Annotated in this window: 12 protein-coding genes; 1 reads left to right on the top strand and 11 read right to left on the bottom strand. The window is 53.2% G+C overall.

Translation table 11 applies throughout. The features are described from left to right. Positions 1–72: 72 nt before the first annotated feature. Positions 73–1,053 carry a stage II sporulation protein D gene (gene spoIID, locus I2E77_RS00460; protein WP_087229867.1) on the top strand — a complete coding sequence of 327 codons (981 nt, stop codon included), beginning with the start codon at positions 73–75 and terminating at the stop codon, positions 1,051–1,053. A 90-nt stretch (positions 1,054–1,143) separates the two neighbouring features. Here the strand turns inward: spoIID and I2E77_RS00455 are convergent, their stop codons facing one another. The 11 genes from I2E77_RS00455 to I2E77_RS00405 form a co-directional block, all read right to left on the bottom strand. Beyond that, positions 1,144–1,644 carry a hypothetical protein gene (locus tag I2E77_RS00455; protein WP_087229864.1) on the bottom strand — a complete coding sequence of 167 codons (501 nt, stop codon included), beginning with the start codon at positions 1,642–1,644 and terminating at the stop codon, positions 1,144–1,146. 229 nt (positions 1,645–1,873) lie between these two features. Next, positions 1,874–4,492, bottom strand: a complete 2,619-nt coding sequence (locus tag I2E77_RS00450; protein WP_195450402.1) for a cation-translocating P-type ATPase — start codon at positions 4,490–4,492, stop codon at positions 1,874–1,876. 290 nt (positions 4,493–4,782) lie between these two features. Further along, on the bottom strand, positions 4,783–6,252 hold the full coding sequence (locus I2E77_RS00445; RefSeq protein WP_195450401.1) for a polysaccharide deacetylase family protein: 1,470 nt from the start codon (positions 6,250–6,252) through the stop codon (positions 4,783–4,785). A gap of 159 nt (positions 6,253–6,411) precedes the next feature. After that, a complete protein-coding gene (locus I2E77_RS00440) occupies positions 6,412–7,116 on the bottom strand; it encodes an ABC transporter ATP-binding protein (RefSeq protein WP_442856099.1) in 705 nt (234 codons plus the stop codon). Positions 7,117–7,126: 10 nt separating this feature from the next. Beyond that, positions 7,127–7,888: an ABC transporter ATP-binding protein gene (locus I2E77_RS00435; protein ID WP_191395422.1), complete on the bottom strand. Its 762-nt coding sequence runs from the start codon at positions 7,886–7,888 to the stop codon at positions 7,127–7,129. A gap of 3 nt (positions 7,889–7,891) precedes the next feature. Further along, positions 7,892–8,869 (bottom strand): branched-chain amino acid ABC transporter permease, encoded by a 978-nt coding sequence (locus tag I2E77_RS00430; protein WP_087229852.1) that lies wholly within the window; start codon positions 8,867–8,869, stop codon positions 7,892–7,894. Positions 8,870–8,881: 12 nt separating this feature from the next. Then, the gene (locus tag I2E77_RS00425; RefSeq protein ID WP_191395423.1) at positions 8,882–9,763 is read right to left on the bottom strand and encodes a branched-chain amino acid ABC transporter permease; all 882 of its coding nucleotides are present in this window, start codon (positions 9,761–9,763) and stop codon (positions 8,882–8,884) included. Positions 9,764–9,887: 124 nt separating this feature from the next. Continuing rightward, positions 9,888–11,066 carry an ABC transporter substrate-binding protein gene (locus tag I2E77_RS00420; RefSeq protein WP_087229846.1) on the bottom strand — a complete coding sequence of 393 codons (1,179 nt, stop codon included), beginning with the start codon at positions 11,064–11,066 and terminating at the stop codon, positions 9,888–9,890. A gap of 457 nt (positions 11,067–11,523) precedes the next feature. After that, the gene (locus I2E77_RS00415) at positions 11,524–13,167 is read right to left on the bottom strand and encodes a peptide ABC transporter substrate-binding protein (protein ID WP_195450400.1); all 1,644 of its coding nucleotides are present in this window, start codon (positions 13,165–13,167) and stop codon (positions 11,524–11,526) included. 111 nt (positions 13,168–13,278) lie between these two features. Beyond that, the gene (locus I2E77_RS00410; protein ID WP_087229837.1) at positions 13,279–14,247 is read right to left on the bottom strand and encodes an ABC transporter ATP-binding protein; all 969 of its coding nucleotides are present in this window, start codon (positions 14,245–14,247) and stop codon (positions 13,279–13,281) included. Beyond that, entirely contained in the window at positions 14,244–15,266 is a 1,023-nt protein-coding gene (locus I2E77_RS00405) for an ABC transporter ATP-binding protein (RefSeq protein ID WP_087229834.1), read from the bottom strand. Before I2E77_RS00405 ends, I2E77_RS00410 begins: the two co-directional genes overlap by 4 nt. Positions 15,267–15,272 lie beyond the last annotated feature (6 nt).

Here is a 15,272-nt window from a genome sequence, read left to right as displayed (position 1 = left end):
CAAACATCCTCCATGTAAAAATGGAATAGCCGTAGAAATGCGGACAAGGCGCTTGTTTGCGGAGGTGTAAAAATGAAAGGTACGACGATTTTATGCTTATTGCTTTTTCTCGCCATGCTGTGCATCCCCTTCCTGGCGATCGGAGCGAACCTGTCCGGATCGCTTCCAGATTCCCCGCGGGTGACGGATTCCGGCCCCCCGGCGGATCTTGAGAACGCCTCGTTCCGCATCCGGGACGAATCCACCAACGAGGTCCTGACCGTCGGGGACCGGGACTTCCTCTATGGGGCCATCGTCACGGAAATGGCCCCCAGCGCGGAGCCGGAGGCCTTAAAAGCACAGGCGGTCGCCGCTTACACCTATTACAGCCGGCAGCGTGCGCTGGCCCGCGAGCAAAACGCGGACAGCGACTTTTCCGCCGATCCCCAAAACTGGAAGGTCTATGTCAGCAAAGAACAGATGCAGGAGCGCTGGGGAGAATCCTTTCAGGAGTATTACGACAAACTCACGGAGGTGATCGACTGCATCGCGGGCCAGACCCTTCAAAGCGATGGGGAATTGATCGACGCCACCTATTTCGCAATCTCCTCCGGAAAGACGGAGAGCTCGGAGGACGTATGGGGCGGAAAGCTGGACTACCTCGTCCCGGTTGCCAGCCCCGGCGACCTGTTTGCCAGCGGTTACCAGACCACCGCCTCGTTCAGCGCCGAAGAATTCCGGAACGCCATCCAGGAAAAGGCGCCGGACGCGGATTTTTCCGGCGACCCATCCACCTGGGTGGGCGAAGCTGCATGCACGAATTCCGGCTCGGTGAAACAGATCACCATCGGCGGGCAGCCGGTGGATGGCGACGACGTGCGCTCGGCGTTCGGCCTGCGCTCCTCCAATTTTACCCTCGCCTGCGCGGATAGCATCTTTACGTTTACGGTCCGGGGATATGGGCACGGCGTGGGCATGAGCCAGACCGGCGCGCAATTTATGGCGCAGCAGGGTTCGGATTATCAGGAAATTTTGGCGTGGTATTACCCCAACACCACGCTGGTTTCCGTATAAGAGAACGCCTCCCGTCCCAAAGGACAGGAGGCGTTCTCTTCTGCATATTGACGTTCCGGCGGGACGAGCGCCATTGTGGGAAAATACAGCTTATGTAAACAACCCCGAACAATAAGCAACGATGACCGGTAACAAAAAAAGCGCTAAGCAAAGAAGCGACAACCAGAAGGCACGCGCACGATACCAAACAAAGGGTTTCCCCGCCTCTTGGCACTGTACCTTTTCCCCTCTTAAAGCCAATACAAACATAACACCCCAGCCGATGGCCAACAGGATGTACCAAAGCCAGCGGAGCGCAGGGAATTGCCTGAGGAATGCAACCAACAGCCATGTATAGGCATAACAAGTCGTATCGAGCATGTTCAAAAACGCCGGTTCCGCCCAGCCAAGAAAACGCCGCCCTTCCTCCCGCGCTTCTTCCCGGATGGAGAAATAGGACAGCCACGCGCGGAACAGGCTGGCTGCCAAAACCGTCAATGTACAGGCGACCCAATAGACAGGCGAACTAAACCATACGATCAGCAACAACAAGATCACGACGCCCAAAGCGGCTTGAATCACGCCTGCATGGTTCCGCAAAAAAGCACCCATGATTCTCCCTCCTTCCAAGATCAATATAATATATTTTCGGCAAAATAACAAGTGGTTTTGAAGTGAAATTTCTTTACAAAATTAAAAGCTCTAATTTGTAAGAATAAATCGAATGATTTAGATCGAATCTCCGAAACAAAAAAGCCTCTACCCACATCTTTTTTGACATGGATAGAGGCTTTCGAACATCTTATGCGCAGAAGGTTCTCTGGGCGGGAAACGCAGGCGTTTAGCCCTTTTTCACCAGGTCACGGATGACTTTGAAAATCTGGATGCAAACGGTGGGCAGGATGGCAAGCAAAACGATCATGCCAACGTTTGCCAGGGTCAGCGGGGCAACCTGGAACAACGTCTCCAAGAAGGGCAGCAATAACACAGCGGCCAACAGCACAATCCCCGCTGCAAACGCCATCAGGGAATATTTGTTGCTGCCAAGGCCCAGACGAAAGATCGACTTCTCTCCCCGGCAGTTAAACCCGTGGAACAGGCGGGCAAGCGTCAAAGTAGCAAACGCCATCGTCATTGCGAGCGCTGCATTCTGCGTCGAGCCATAGCCAATGTAGAACGCCGCCATGGTCGCGATGCCAATCAACAGGCCCTGCCCAAAGATTTTCCCCAGAAGGGACCGATTCAAAATGGGTTCCTTGGGATCGCGCGGTTTGCGGTCCAAAAGGTCCTTGCGGGCAGGCTCCATGCCGATCGCAATCGCGGGGAGGCTGTCGGTCAGCAGGTTGATGAACAGCAGATGCACCGGGGCAAACGGCATCGGCAGGCCCACAATGGATGCGAAGAGCACGCAGAGGATGGCTGCCATATTGCCGGAAAGCAAAAACTGAATCGCATTTTTGATGTTTTCATAGACATTGCGCCCATTTAGGACCGCCTTCACAATGGTGGCAAAATTGTCGTCTTCCAAGATCATGGAAGCGGCGTCTTTGCTGACCTCTGTGCCGGTGATCCCCATGGCAACGCCGATGTCCGCCTTTTTCAGGGCCGGCGCGTCGTTCACGCCGTCGCCCGTCATCGAGACGATGCGGCCCTTGCGCTGCCAAGCGTCCACAATGCGGATCTTGTTTTCCGGGGAGACGCGGGCATAGACCGCGATTTTGGCGAGCTTTTGATCCAGCTCTTCATCGGACATGGCATCCAGCTCCACGCCCTCGAGTGCCATATCCCCATCGGTAAAGATGCCGATCTTGCGGGCAATCGCCGTGGCGGTCACCTTGTGGTCGCCGGTGATCATCACCGTGCGGATGCCGGCGCGCTTTGCGTCTGCAACCGCCTGCACGGATTCCTCACGCGGCGGGTCGATCATGGAGATCAAGCCCACAAAGGTCATATCGGTCTCGTCCTCCAAGGTGAGGGGGCGCACCGCATCCAACGGGCGATAGCCAAAGGCCAGCACCCGCAGGCCCTGCTCCGAAAGCGCATTGTTGACGCGCAGAATTTCCTGCTTGCCCGCTTCATCCAGGGGCAAAACCCCTTTGCTGGTGAAAATCTTCGTTGCACGGCCCAACATCACATCGATCGCGCCTTTGGTCAACAACGTGGGGGTCCCGTCGATGTCGTGCAAGGTGCTCATGAGCTTACGGTCCGAATCAAAGGCGATTTCGCCCAGACGCGGGTGCTGCTGGCGGTAGGCCACTTCTTCGACCCCGAACAAGTCGCCCAACTGCACCAGCGCCACCTCGGTCGGGTCGCCGATGTCCGCGCCGTCCACAGAAGTTGCATCGCTCGCTAGGATCGCGATTTTTAACAGCAGGCGCTGCGGGTCGTTCGGCAATTGGAGGTCCTTCCCGTCCAGCAATTGGCCGTCGGCATAGATTTTCTGGACGCACATCTTATTCTGTGTAAGCGTACCGGTCTTATCGGAACAAATGACCGAGACGGAACCGAGGCTTTCCACCGCCTTCAGGTCTTTGATAATGGCATTTTCTTTGGCCATCTTCTGCGTCCCCATCGCCAACACGATGGTCACTATGGAGCTGAGCGCCTCTGGGATTGCAGCCACTGCCAGCGCCACGGCGAACATCAGGGAGTCGAGGATGGGCATCTCCCGATACAGGGACAGGCCAAAGACCACCACACAGATCGCCAGAATGATGACCGCCAATTTCTTGCTGAAGTCGTCCAAGCTCTGTTGCAACGGCGTCTTGCGCTGCTGGGTCTGGTTCATCAGCGAGGCGATTTTGCCGATCTCCGTATGCATGCCGGTTCCCGTCACCACAACAGTGGCGCGGCCATACGTCACAAGGGAACCGGAAAAGACCATATTCTTCTGGTCGCCCAAGGCCACTTTCTCGCCGGGGATGACCTCCTCGGTCTTTTCCACTCCTTCGGATTCGCCGGTCAAAGAGCTTTCGTTCACCTTGAGGGAAAAGTTCTCAATCACGCGCCCGTCTGCAACCACCAGGTCGCCCGCTTCCAGAAACACGATGTCGCCCGGCACCACCTCTTTGGAGGGGACCTCCACCTTTGCGCCTCCACGCAAAACCTTCGCCGTTGGGGAGGACATCGCCTTGAGGCTTTCCAGGGATTTTTCCGCCTTGAAGTACTGCACGGTGCCGAGGATTGCATTGAGAATCAGAACGGCAAAGATGACAATGGTGCTCTCTCCCTGCCCGGACAGCATGGAGATGATAGCCGCCACGATCAGGATCACCACCAATAGGTCTTTAAACTGCTCCAGAAACACCTGAAGGACGCCCTTCTTCTTTCCCTCCACCAGCGCATTTGGGCCGTATTTTTTCAGCCTGTCCGCTGCCTGCGCATTGGACAAGCCTCCGGAAGAGCTCTCCTGCTCCTGCAGGACCTCCTCCACTGAACGGTTGAAAAATGTGTCTGCCATAATGTTTTCTCCTTCCATACAGTTCTTCCTGCTGCCGGCCGTATATAACAAAAAAAGACTTCCGGCCAGCTGCCCACACGTAATGCAGGACAGCCATCCAAAAGTCTTGTTAACCGATCAACGGCACACACCGCCAGATTTTTTCAAATCGGGTATGTTGACGGCATGTCTATGAAACTACTCCCTCTTGATGGATGAACAACAGAATGAGTGTTTAATTTGAGATTAGTATACCGTCAAACCGCTCGCTTGTCAACCGTCCCACAAAAAATTTACAATTTCTTTCCATATTACGCTGTGGCGTGGGTATAGACCTGCCCTGCCGTTGGAACGATGTCCCGTTTCTCCAATAGCTCGGATACTGTGACAAATTGGTAACCCTCCGCTGCCAACGCGGGGAGGATCACTTCACACGCATCCGCTGTCGCGGCGTACAGGTCGTGCATCAGGATGATATCCCCATCCTTTACCTTTTCCAAAACCTCGCTGGCAATGGCGCCGCTGCTGCGGTTCTTCCAGTCCTGCGTATCGATCGACCAGAGGACAAACGGCTTTTGTATGGTCTCTCTTGCTGCATCATTGATCGCCCCATAAGGGGGCCGCAAGAGCACCGGCGCTGTGGGAAGCAAATGCGAAATGCGTTCATCCGTCTCCTGCACCTGAAAGGCAATCTCCTGTGCATCCAGTTTGGAAAGGGATGCGTGGTTATAGGAATGGTTTCCAATTTCGTGCCCTTCCGTGTATTCCCGCTGCAATACGTCGGGGTAGCTGTCCACACGGTTTCCCAAGACAAAAAAGGTTGCGCGCGCGTTGTACTGTTTGAGCAAATTCAGGATGCGGGGCGTCACAATCGGATGGGGGCCGTCGTCAAAGGTCAGGGCAACCATCGGGCGGTCTGGATCGACGGCGACCGGCTCCGGTTCTGTGAGTTCCACCTCCGGCGCAGCCGCGACGGAGAGCAGCGGCCCCTCGGTTCGGATCCGAAGAGCGCCCGCCAGGTCTTCATAAGGGATTTCGGCCATTGGTGCTCCATCCTGTTCCGGGAAAATCTGCCCCTGCTCAAAATAGATGCGTACGGCATCCGTTGTGAGGGCAAAGTTTTGAAAATTATCCATATCCGGTGTGGTGCCCGCCAAAAACTGCTCCGTTTCGGTTGCGCTAAGGTTGCCGGACGATTCGCGGAACGATTTTCGTACCCCTTCGGAAAGGCGTTCCAGATAATCGTTCTGGAAAATGTCCCCGAGCCCCAGCTGCCTCCCCTCTAGCAGGTCAAAAACCATGGCGATCGTTCGATCCCGTGCGTTGGACCAAGTGGAAAATTGTTCCTTCACCGTGAGTACCATGGAGGCAGTCCGATCCCCGACCAGATAGGATTGATAATCCACCAGCAAATCGGATTGCACATCCGTTGTAGTGGTCTGCTGTTCCTGTCCCAACTGTTCCCGATGGCCCTTTTGCAAGTCCTCCACTACCTCCAAAACCTGTAAATCGATCGCTTGTATGCCGAAAACCGGATGGTGGATACTGACCGCATGATCTGGGTCGTTGTTTACAATGGATTCCGTCTCTCCGATCTGCTGATTTTCCGATGGATTTGGAAAATAAAGCGTCTGTGCCAACGCCTGCCGTTCCCGTTCGGACAAATTTTTGTTGTCGCCCATGTGCATAACGAAAAATATGGCTGCGGCCGCTAAAACCGTCAAAATGGCCCCGATAAAAATTGCCGCACGTGCGCTCCGCAGTTCTTTTGTGCTTCGCATGGTATCACCCTCTCGTAAGTAGTATCCCAAAGAAAGGGCGCTGCATACAGACGATAAACCATTGGCAGAAAAATTTTCCTTTTGTATTCGTAATCTTGTAAATAAAAAACCCTCCGTGGTCATACACAGAGGGTTCTCACTTGTATACAAAATGGATCGTTAGCCGCCGAGGTAGGCTTTGCGCACCTTTTCATCGCGGCTGAGGGTGTCCGCATCGCCGGACATAGAGATCGTTCCCGTCTCCAAAACGTACGCCCGATTGGCGATGGACAGTGCCTTTTTTGCGTTCTGCTCCACCAGCAGTACGGTCACGCCCGACCGGTTGACATCGTGAATAATCTCAAAAATTTCGTTTACCAACAACGGGGACAGGCCCATGGAAGGTTCGTCCAGCAACAACATCTTCGGCCTGGCCATCAGTGCACGGCCAATCGCCAGCATCTGTTGCTCGCCGCCAGAGAGCGTCCCGGCAATCTGCTTGCGGCGCTCCTTCAAGCGCGGCAGCCGCTTGAATACGGATTCATAATCCTCGTCGATGCCGCTCTTGTCCTTTCGGATATAGGCGCCCATCTCCAAGTTCTCCTGCACCGTCATCCGCGCAAAGATTCGGCGCCCTTCCGGAACCTGCGCCAGTCCGAGACGGATGATTTTATGCGGGTCCGTTGTCCGCAGGTTCTGACCGCAAAAGGTAATCTCTCCCGCTTTTGCCTTGACCAGCCCGCAGATGGCATGCAGTGTCGTCGTCTTGCCCGCGCCATTTGCACCGATCAATGTGACAATCTCCCCTTCGTTTACCTCAAAGGAGACGCCCTTGATCGCATGGATCGACCCATAGTAGACCTGCAGATCCTTCACAGAAAGCATAGCCATGTCTTCATTCCCCTCCCAGATACGCGGTAATCACGCGCGGATTGTTGCGGATCTCCTCCGGATTTCCCTCAGCGATCACCTTGCCATAATCCAGCACATAGATGCGCTCGCAGATTCCCATCACAAAGTTCATATCGTGTTCAATCAACAGGATGGCAATCCCGAACCGGTCGCGGATCAAACGGATGGTCTCCATCAGCTCTTTTGTCTCTGTGGGGTTCATCCCCGCAGCAGGTTCATCGAGCAGCAATACCTTCGGATTGGTTGCAAGCGCACGGGCAATCTCCAATTTGCGCTGCTGTCCATAGGGGAGATTTTTGGCAAGATCCTCTGCCTTTTCGTCCAGGTTGAATACCTGCAGCAGCTCATGCGCGCGTTTGTCCACCCGCTCCTCCTCCCTGCGATATGCAGGAAGACGGAAAATTCCGGAAAGAACCGAATACTTCATCTGAAAGTTCATGGCAATTTTTACATTGTCAATTACAGAGATATCTTTAAACAAACGGATATTTTGGAATGTGCGGGAGATTCCCCCCTGTGTGATCTGGTACGTCTTTTTTCCCACGATATTTTGGTTTTCAAGGGTGATGGTCCCCTCCGTAGGGACATACACATCCGTCAACAGATTGAATACCGTGGTTTTCCCCGCACCATTCGGCCCAATCAGGCCGATAATTTCTTTCTCGCCAATGGAGAACTGTACATCCTGGAGTGCGCGCAGGCCGCCAAAGGCGATTCCCAAATTCTTTGCTTCCAAAACGGCCATTTCTTACGCCTCCTTTTTTGTCTCCGCTTTTTTGCCGCGGAATTTGTTTAAGATCTTGGTCAGGGACAATTCATGCTGCCCCAACAGGCCGGAGGGCTTAAACAGCATCACGCAGATCAAAATGACGGAATAGATCAACATGCGGTACTCGGAGAAGCCACGCAGCAGCTCCGGAAGGAGCGTCAGCACAATCGCCGCCACGATGGAACCCGTAATCGAGCCCATGCCGCCCAAAACCACCATAATCAGGATCTCCACCGAATAGTTGAAGTCAAACTTGCTCGGGTCCAAAACGCCGATATGATGTGCATAGAGGCCACCGGCGATCCCGGCGAAGAACGCCGCCAGGACAAACGCGAGCAGCTTATAGTAGGTGGTATGGATTCCGGCCGCTTCTGCCGCAATTTCATCTTCCCGGATGGCAATGACCGCACGTCCATGGCGGGAATGAATAAAGGCAAAGATCACCGCAACGGTTATAATGGCGATGATAAACACATATGTGAAGGTTGTCAAAAGTGGGATGCCGGACAAGCCCGCCGCGCCGCCGGTAAACGGCATGGCCAGGATCAGCACACGGATGATTTCGCCGAATCCCAACGTCAAAATGGCCAGGTAGTCGCCCTTCAGACGAAGCGCCGGCACGCCGATGATGACGCCGAAGGCCGCCGCCACAATGCCGCCGACCAACAGCGCCAACGGGAAACTAACCACTGTGGGCAATCCGGAATACATGGTGAACAACGCCGCCGAATACGCGCCCACACTCATGAAACCTGCATGTCCCAAAACCAGCTGGCCCAAAAAGCCGGTGGCCAAATTCAAGCTAACAGCCAAAATCACATTGATGCAGACCATGGTCAAAATGCCGGAGTAATATGGATTGATGATATTCGCACTGATTAATACGGAGAGTAAAATATAGAGCGCCAGCACCAAAACAAGGATGATGACATTCGGAATCCACTTTTTCTGTTTCATGCTGCCACCCCCTTAAACTTTTTCCCGGACATTTTTTCCGAGAAGGCCCGCCGGCTTGATCAGCAGGACCAGGATCAAAATGCCAAAGACCACCGCGTCCGTGATCTGCGAGCCGCCCGCCGCCGTGGTCAAGCTCTCGGCTACGCCAAGGATATAGCCGCCGAGCATCGCGCCCGGTATACTTCCGATTCCTCCCAGAACCGCGGCGACAAACGCCTTTAGGCCCAACATGCCGCCCATATATGGGGTAATCTGGTGGAATGTGTTGCAATACAATACGGCGCCCACTGCCGCCAGTGCAGAACCTACACCGAAGGTAAAGGCGATAGTCGAGTTGGTATTGATACCCATCAGCTTCGCTGCGCCCGCATCTTCACTGGTTGCGCGCATGGCCTTGCCAATCTTGGTCTTGTTGACCAAAAGTTGTAAGGCGATCATCATGACCACTGAAGTGAGGATGTTGAGAATTGTATTGGAACTGATCTGCAACGCCCCAAGCTCCAGCATCCCATTCGGGAACATAGCAGGCATGGATTTCGCGCTGGACGAAAACAGCAGCTGCGAAAGGTTCTGCAGGAAAATGCTGACACCGATCGCTGTGATCAATAGGGAAATCCTGGGGGCGCCTTTTTTCAGAAGCCGGCTGTATGCCAGCTTCTCAATGAGCACACCAGCCACCCCGCAGAACAGGATGGAAACCAAAACCGCCGCCCAAAGCGGCATTCCTGCCATTACTAAACCAACATATGTAACATATGCGCCCACCATGATGATGTCGCCGTGGGCAAAGTTAATCAGCTGCACGATGCCATACACCATGCTGTACCCCAGTGCAACCAGGGCATAAATACTTCCAATGCCAAGCCCATTGAACACCTGCGCCAAAAGATCCATGGCTGCTCCTCCCTCAATTTCATTAGCTCTTCTTTTGAATAACCGGAAAAGAGGGTGACCGCAATCGCCCTCTTTTCCATTTTGTTCCATTCTGTTTTACAATTCGTATAAATTTGTCGAAAAATTATTTTTCGTAGTATTCGATAAACTTATACTCGCCATTATCGATCTGCGTAATTGCCGCACTCTTGACCGGGTTGCGGTTTTCGTCAAAGGTCATGTGACCCGTCAGACCGGTGAAGTCGATCGCTGCCATCGCAGATGTAATTGCGGCGGAATCCGTGGAACCCGCCTCGCTGATCGCCTGGGCGAGCATCTTCATCGCGTCGTAGCCCAATACCGCAAACTGGCTTGCATCCATGCCATAGGTTTCCTTATATTTCGACAAGAACGCCTGCAAATTCGGGTCGTCGCTCTGTGCGGAATACTGGCTGCAGAAATACGCGCCATTGACCGCATCCATATTGCTCTCGTCCACCTGGCCGATGACGCCGTCCCAGCCGTCTGCGCCCAGGAACTGCGCCTCAATGCCCAACTCCTTGGCCTGCACGGCAATCAGGGCCACGTCCTGATAATAGACCGGCAGGAAAATGACGTCCGGGTTTTTGCTCTTAATATTGGTGAGCTGTGCCTTGAAATCGACGGTGCCTTTGCCGTAGCCTTCGACCTGCACCACTTCAATACCAAGATCTCCGGCAGCCGCTTCAAACGCCTCATACAGGCCCTTGGAATAGTCGTCGGAAATGTTATAAATGATGGCTGCAGTCTTTTTCTCCAGTTTCTTGGAGGCATAGGAAGCCATCAGTTCCCCCTGGAACGGGTCGATAAAGCAGGCGCGGAAAATATTTTCGCCCGCCTGGGTGATGTTTTCCGCCGTGCCGCTGGCCGTGATCAGCGGGATCTTGTCCTTTGCCGCCTGCTGCGCAACCGCAAGCGTAGGCTTGGACGTAACGTCGCCGACAATTGCTACAACATTGTCGCTCTGCACCAGCTTATTATAAGCGTTGACCGCCTCGGTCGCATCGCCCTTTTCATCATATACGATGTACTCAATCTGCTTCCCCAGCACGCCGCCATCTGCGTTGATCTCTTCAACTGCCATTTTTACGCCGTTGTCAACCGCCACGCCATAGACGGAGACATCGCCGGTCAGAGGAGCCAAGCCGCCGATTTTAATCGTATCACCCGTTGCACCGGCATTGTTGGCATTTCCACCATCCTGTGTATTGCCGTTGCCACAGCCGACCATTGCCGTCAGCATCATGGCCGCCGCCAAAACCATTGCTAAAAAACGCTTTTTCATGATTCTGAACCCCCATTTCAAATTTGGATCAAACCCTTGCGCCAAAATCCCTCTAATATGAAAACGACCGGGTGGCCTTGCCGGACGGAACTTTCACCTACGTCCATCGCGTTTTACCGCAGGAAACTGCAGGTGATCCATTTCATCCAGCGTGAAAATGGTCACGCGGCGCCGTGTTTAATCCGTTCACATACAGTTCATTATTGTGATTATACTACGCAGGCCATCCTTTTGCAATATCAAAATAGGCAAGATGCGCGCTTTTGTGCAAGAATCGGCTGATTGCCCAATTCATTTTATGCCCTATACGCATATTGAGGATAACATTGCAATTTTTTTGCTTTTTCTTGCAAAGCGCTCTTCCTATCTTTTCCATTTTCCCCATTCATGCAAAACAAAAAGAGGCACCTCGCAAAGCAAGGTGCCTCCTCGGCTTATGTTTCAGCAGAATAGCATCTTATTCCGCTGTCTTGGTGCAATACATAAAGAACTTATAGCCCAGCGGGGAATCCCAATAGCCTTCCAGGTTCGGCTTCTTGAGATAGGTGTCCGCATAGTAGTAGATCGGGGCGCCAGGCATCTCTTCCGCCCACAGATCTTCCGCCTGATGCAAGATTTCAAAACGCTTCGCGGAATCGGCCTCTGCCTTCGCCTGGTCAATCAGGGCGTCAAATTCTGCGTTCTTCCAATGGCAGTTATTGTTGCCGTTATCGCTCTTGAAGATCTCCAAGAAGGTAAGCGGATCGTTGTAGTCTGCAATCCAGCCATCGCGGGCCACTTCAAACGTACCAGCCGGACGGGTTGCCAGGAAGACATTCCATTCCTGCTGTGCAATCTTGCACTCGATGCCGAGCGCTTCTTTCCACATGTTCTGGAGAGCTTCTGCAACACCCAGATGCAGGGTTGCGGTGTTCGTAGTATACTCAAAGGTCGGGAAGCCTTCACCGTTCGGATAACCCGCCTCGGCAAGGAGCTGTCTTGCTTCCTCAACATTCTTCTCATAATCGGCCGGATCCGTGGAGAAATAATCGCCGCCAACCTCACGGAAGGTCGAATCGCCCTCTGTAACCTTTTCTGCAACGATTGCTGCTGCCGGGACTTCGCCCTGCTTGGAAACGGTCTCAACAATGTAGTTGCGGTCGATCGCCAACGTCAGAGCCTTTCTGACTCTCGGATCATTAAAGGGTTCCTTCTCCGTCTGGAATGCGAGATAATACGTACCAATCTCATTGATGGTGCCGAAGTCCTCGCGCTCCTTCAAAGCATCGAGTTCGTCAACCGGCAGCTGGAACACATAGTCGAGCTCGCCGTTGTCATAAGCTGCCAGCTTTGCGTTGTCGTCTTCCAAAAGGATAAACTTCAAAGTGCTATCGGTAACCTTGTCCGCATCATAATAATACGGGTTCTTCACATAGGTAATGCTCTCTTTGTGGCTCCAATCGGTCAGCATCATCGGGCCATTGCCGATGAACGTAGAAGGATCCTGGGTCCAACTGTCGTTGCCTTCAACAACATCCTGGCGAACCGGATAATAGATCGGGAATGCCAAAAGCTTATCAAAGTACGGGCAGGGAGCTGCCAACTGAACGGTCATGTGGGTGTCGTCCACCTTTGTAACACCCAGCGTGGACGGATCGGCTTTGCCCTGATACACATCAGCGCCGCCCTCGATCACGTCAAACAGGTTTGCATAGTCGGAAGCCGTTTCCGGGGAAGCGGCACGCTGCCAGGAATAGATGAAATCGTCCACCGTGACCGGCTCACCATCGGACCACTTGATGTCGTCGCGCAGGGTGATGTCCCAAGTCAAACCGTCATCGCTGACGTCAACCTTTTCTGCCTGGCCAAGAATCGTGTTGCCGTTCTCATCGAACTTGTAGATGCCTTCAAACGCATGGACCGCATAGCAGGCGCCGTCCACGGACTTGTTCAGGGCCGGGTCCAAAGTCTCCGGCTCCGGGCCGATACAAGCCGTGATTTCGGGAGCAGCCGCACCGCCGTCGTCGGACGGAGTCGAAGCGGTTTCGCCACCGTTACCGCAGCCCACGAAGGTTGTCGCCAACATAGCAACTGCCAAAATGGTTGCAAGTATCTTCTTCATGAATAAATCCCTCCAGTTTTTAAAATTGGATAAATCTATTTTAATCCGCTAAATTGCGAATTAAAAGCCCAAGAACTACCGGAATTCGCAAAAAAAGCATTTGCTATTTTATCAAACTTCACCAATTCTATGACACGCTGCATAATGTCCGCCGCCGTAATCTTTAAATTCTGGTACTTCTGCGGCGCAGCGCTCTGTTGCATAGGGGCAACGGGTACGGAAGCGGCAGCCGGACGGCGGATTGACTGGGCTGGGAACGTCTCCCTCCAACACGATGCGTTTTTTCGCACGGCTGGCCTTCGGATCCGGAATCGGGATTGCCGAAAGCAGCGAACGTGTGTAAGGATGGATCGGGTTCTTATAAAGCTCGGAGCTCCCTGCCAGCTCAACCAGCTTGCCGAGATACATGACGCCGATTCGGTTGCTGATGTGTTTGACAATTGCAAGGTCATGGGCGATAAAGAGATAGGTCAAGCCCAGCTCCTGCTGCAAATCCTCAAACATATTCACAATCTGCGCCTGAATGGAAACGTCCAGTGCGGAGATCGGCTCGTCACAGACGATAAACTCCGGGTTCACAGCCAAGGCGCGCGCGATGCCGATTCTCTGGCGCTGGCCGCCGGAAAACTCGTGCGGATAGCGGTTTGCATGCTCGGAATTGAGCCCAACGCGCTCCAACAACGAAAGGATCATGTCGTGGCGCTCCTGCTTGCTCTTCGCAAGCTTATGGATATCAATGGGCTCTCCGACGATATCGCCAACGGTCATACGCGCATCCAAGGATGCATAAGGATCCTGGAACACGATCTGCATCTTTTTGCGGTATGGCGCAAAATCTACGTGGGTAACATCTTCCCCTTTGTAGATGATTTTGCCACCCGTCGGCTCATAGAGGCGTAGAATGGTACGGCCCGTCGTCGTCTTACCGCAGCCCGACTCACCTACCAGGCCAAAGGTTTCGCCCTTATCGATGTGAAAGTTGACATCATCGACCGCCTGCACATACGTTTTGTGGAACAGCCGGCCCTTGACGGGAAAATACTGCTGAAGGTGCTGTACCTCCAAAAGTTTCTCACTCATGCTTCTTTCCCCCCTTCGGCTTTCGCTTCTTCCATCTGCCTCTTCTGAATCAGCCAGCAAGCGCTGACATGTCCCTCGGAGATCTCCGTATAGGGCGGCATTTCACGCAGGCAAATTTTCATGCATTTGTCGCAGCGCGATGCAAACGGGCAGCCCGCGGGAGGGTTGAGCAAATCGACCGGCGTGCCTTCAATCGGGATCAAACGCTCATGTTCATCCTCGTGGATTTTCGGAATGGACTTGAGCAGGCCCAGGGTGTAACAATGCTGCGGGTTGTAGAAGATGTCGTCTGTTGAACCGATCTCCACAATTTTGCCCGCATACATCACCGCAATGCGGTCGCAAACGTCCGAAACAACGCCCAAATCATGGGTGATAATGATAACGGACATATTGATTTTTTTCTTTAACTCAACCATCAGTTCCAAAATCTGCGCCTGGATGGTCACATCCAATGCCGTCGTCGGTTCGTCCGCGATCAAAAGCTTTGGTTCACAGGCCAACGCCATGGCAATCATGACCCTCTGGCGCATACCGCCGGAAAACTCATGCGGATACTGCTTCATACGCTTTTCTGGTTCATTCATTCCAACCAGGTGCAATAGCTCTACCGCACGATCCCAGCATTCTTTCTTTGTCTTGGTCGTATGCAGGCGCAGCATCTCGATCAGCTGGTTTCCAATGGTATAAACCGGGTTTAAGGAGGTCATCGGGTCCTGGAAAATGATACTGATCTCGCTTCCGCGAATCTTTCGGAATTCCTTTTCCGTCATCTTTTCCATATGTTCATGACCATTAAAGGAAATTGTGCCTCCAACGATCTTGCCTGGATCTGCGATGATCCCCATCAGGGAGTAAGCGGAAACACTCTTTCCGCTTCCGGATTCTCCAACGATTCCAAGCACCTCGCCGTACTTCATGCTATAGGTTACGCTTGTAACGGCTTTGACTTCGCCAGCGGGGGTAAAAAAGGAAACATGGAGATCTTCAATATCGAGTAAGGTATCTTCTGTATTCATCTTACA

The sequence above is a fragment of the Anaeromassilibacillus sp. 1001302B_160321_C8 genome (assembly GCF_015554745.1).
In the GTDB taxonomy this organism is placed as follows: domain Bacteria; phylum Bacillota; class Clostridia; order Oscillospirales; family Acutalibacteraceae; genus Anaeromassilibacillus; species Anaeromassilibacillus stercoravium.
Note: the sequence above shows the minus strand (reverse complement) of the source record. Positions and strands in the feature narration are given on the sequence as shown.

Coding starts and splice junctions, on each gene's coding strand:
- I2E77_RS00435 (WP_191395422.1), bottom strand. CDS start 7,888: ATGGCCGTTTTGGAAGCAAAGAATTTGGGAATCGCCTTTGGCGGCCTG.
- spoIID (WP_087229867.1), top strand. CDS start 73: ATGAAAGGTACGACGATTTTATGCTTATTGCTTTTTCTCGCCATGCTG.
- I2E77_RS00415 (WP_195450400.1), bottom strand. CDS start 13,167: ATGAAGAAGATACTTGCAACCATTTTGGCAGTTGCTATGTTGGCGACA.
- I2E77_RS00425 (WP_191395423.1), bottom strand. CDS start 9,763: ATGGATCTTTTGGCGCAGGTGTTCAATGGGCTTGGCATTGGAAGTATT.
- I2E77_RS00450 (WP_195450402.1), bottom strand. CDS start 4,492: ATGGCAGACACATTTTTCAACCGTTCAGTGGAGGAGGTCCTGCAGGAG.
- I2E77_RS00405 (WP_087229834.1), bottom strand. CDS start 15,266: ATGAATACAGAAGATACCTTACTCGATATTGAAGATCTCCATGTTTCC.
- I2E77_RS00455 (WP_087229864.1), bottom strand. CDS start 1,644: ATGGGTGCTTTTTTGCGGAACCATGCAGGCGTGATTCAAGCCGCTTTG.
- I2E77_RS00430 (WP_087229852.1), bottom strand. CDS start 8,869: ATGAAACAGAAAAAGTGGATTCCGAATGTCATCATCCTTGTTTTGGTG.
- I2E77_RS00445 (WP_195450401.1), bottom strand. CDS start 6,252: ATGCGAAGCACAAAAGAACTGCGGAGCGCACGTGCGGCAATTTTTATC.
- I2E77_RS00420 (WP_087229846.1), bottom strand. CDS start 11,066: ATGAAAAAGCGTTTTTTAGCAATGGTTTTGGCGGCGGCCATGATGCTG.
- I2E77_RS00410 (WP_087229837.1), bottom strand. CDS start 14,247: ATGAGTGAGAAACTTTTGGAGGTACAGCACCTTCAGCAGTATTTTCCC.
- I2E77_RS00440 (WP_442856099.1), bottom strand. CDS start 7,116: ATGCTTTCTGTGAAGGATCTGCAGGTCTACTATGGGTCGATCCATGCG.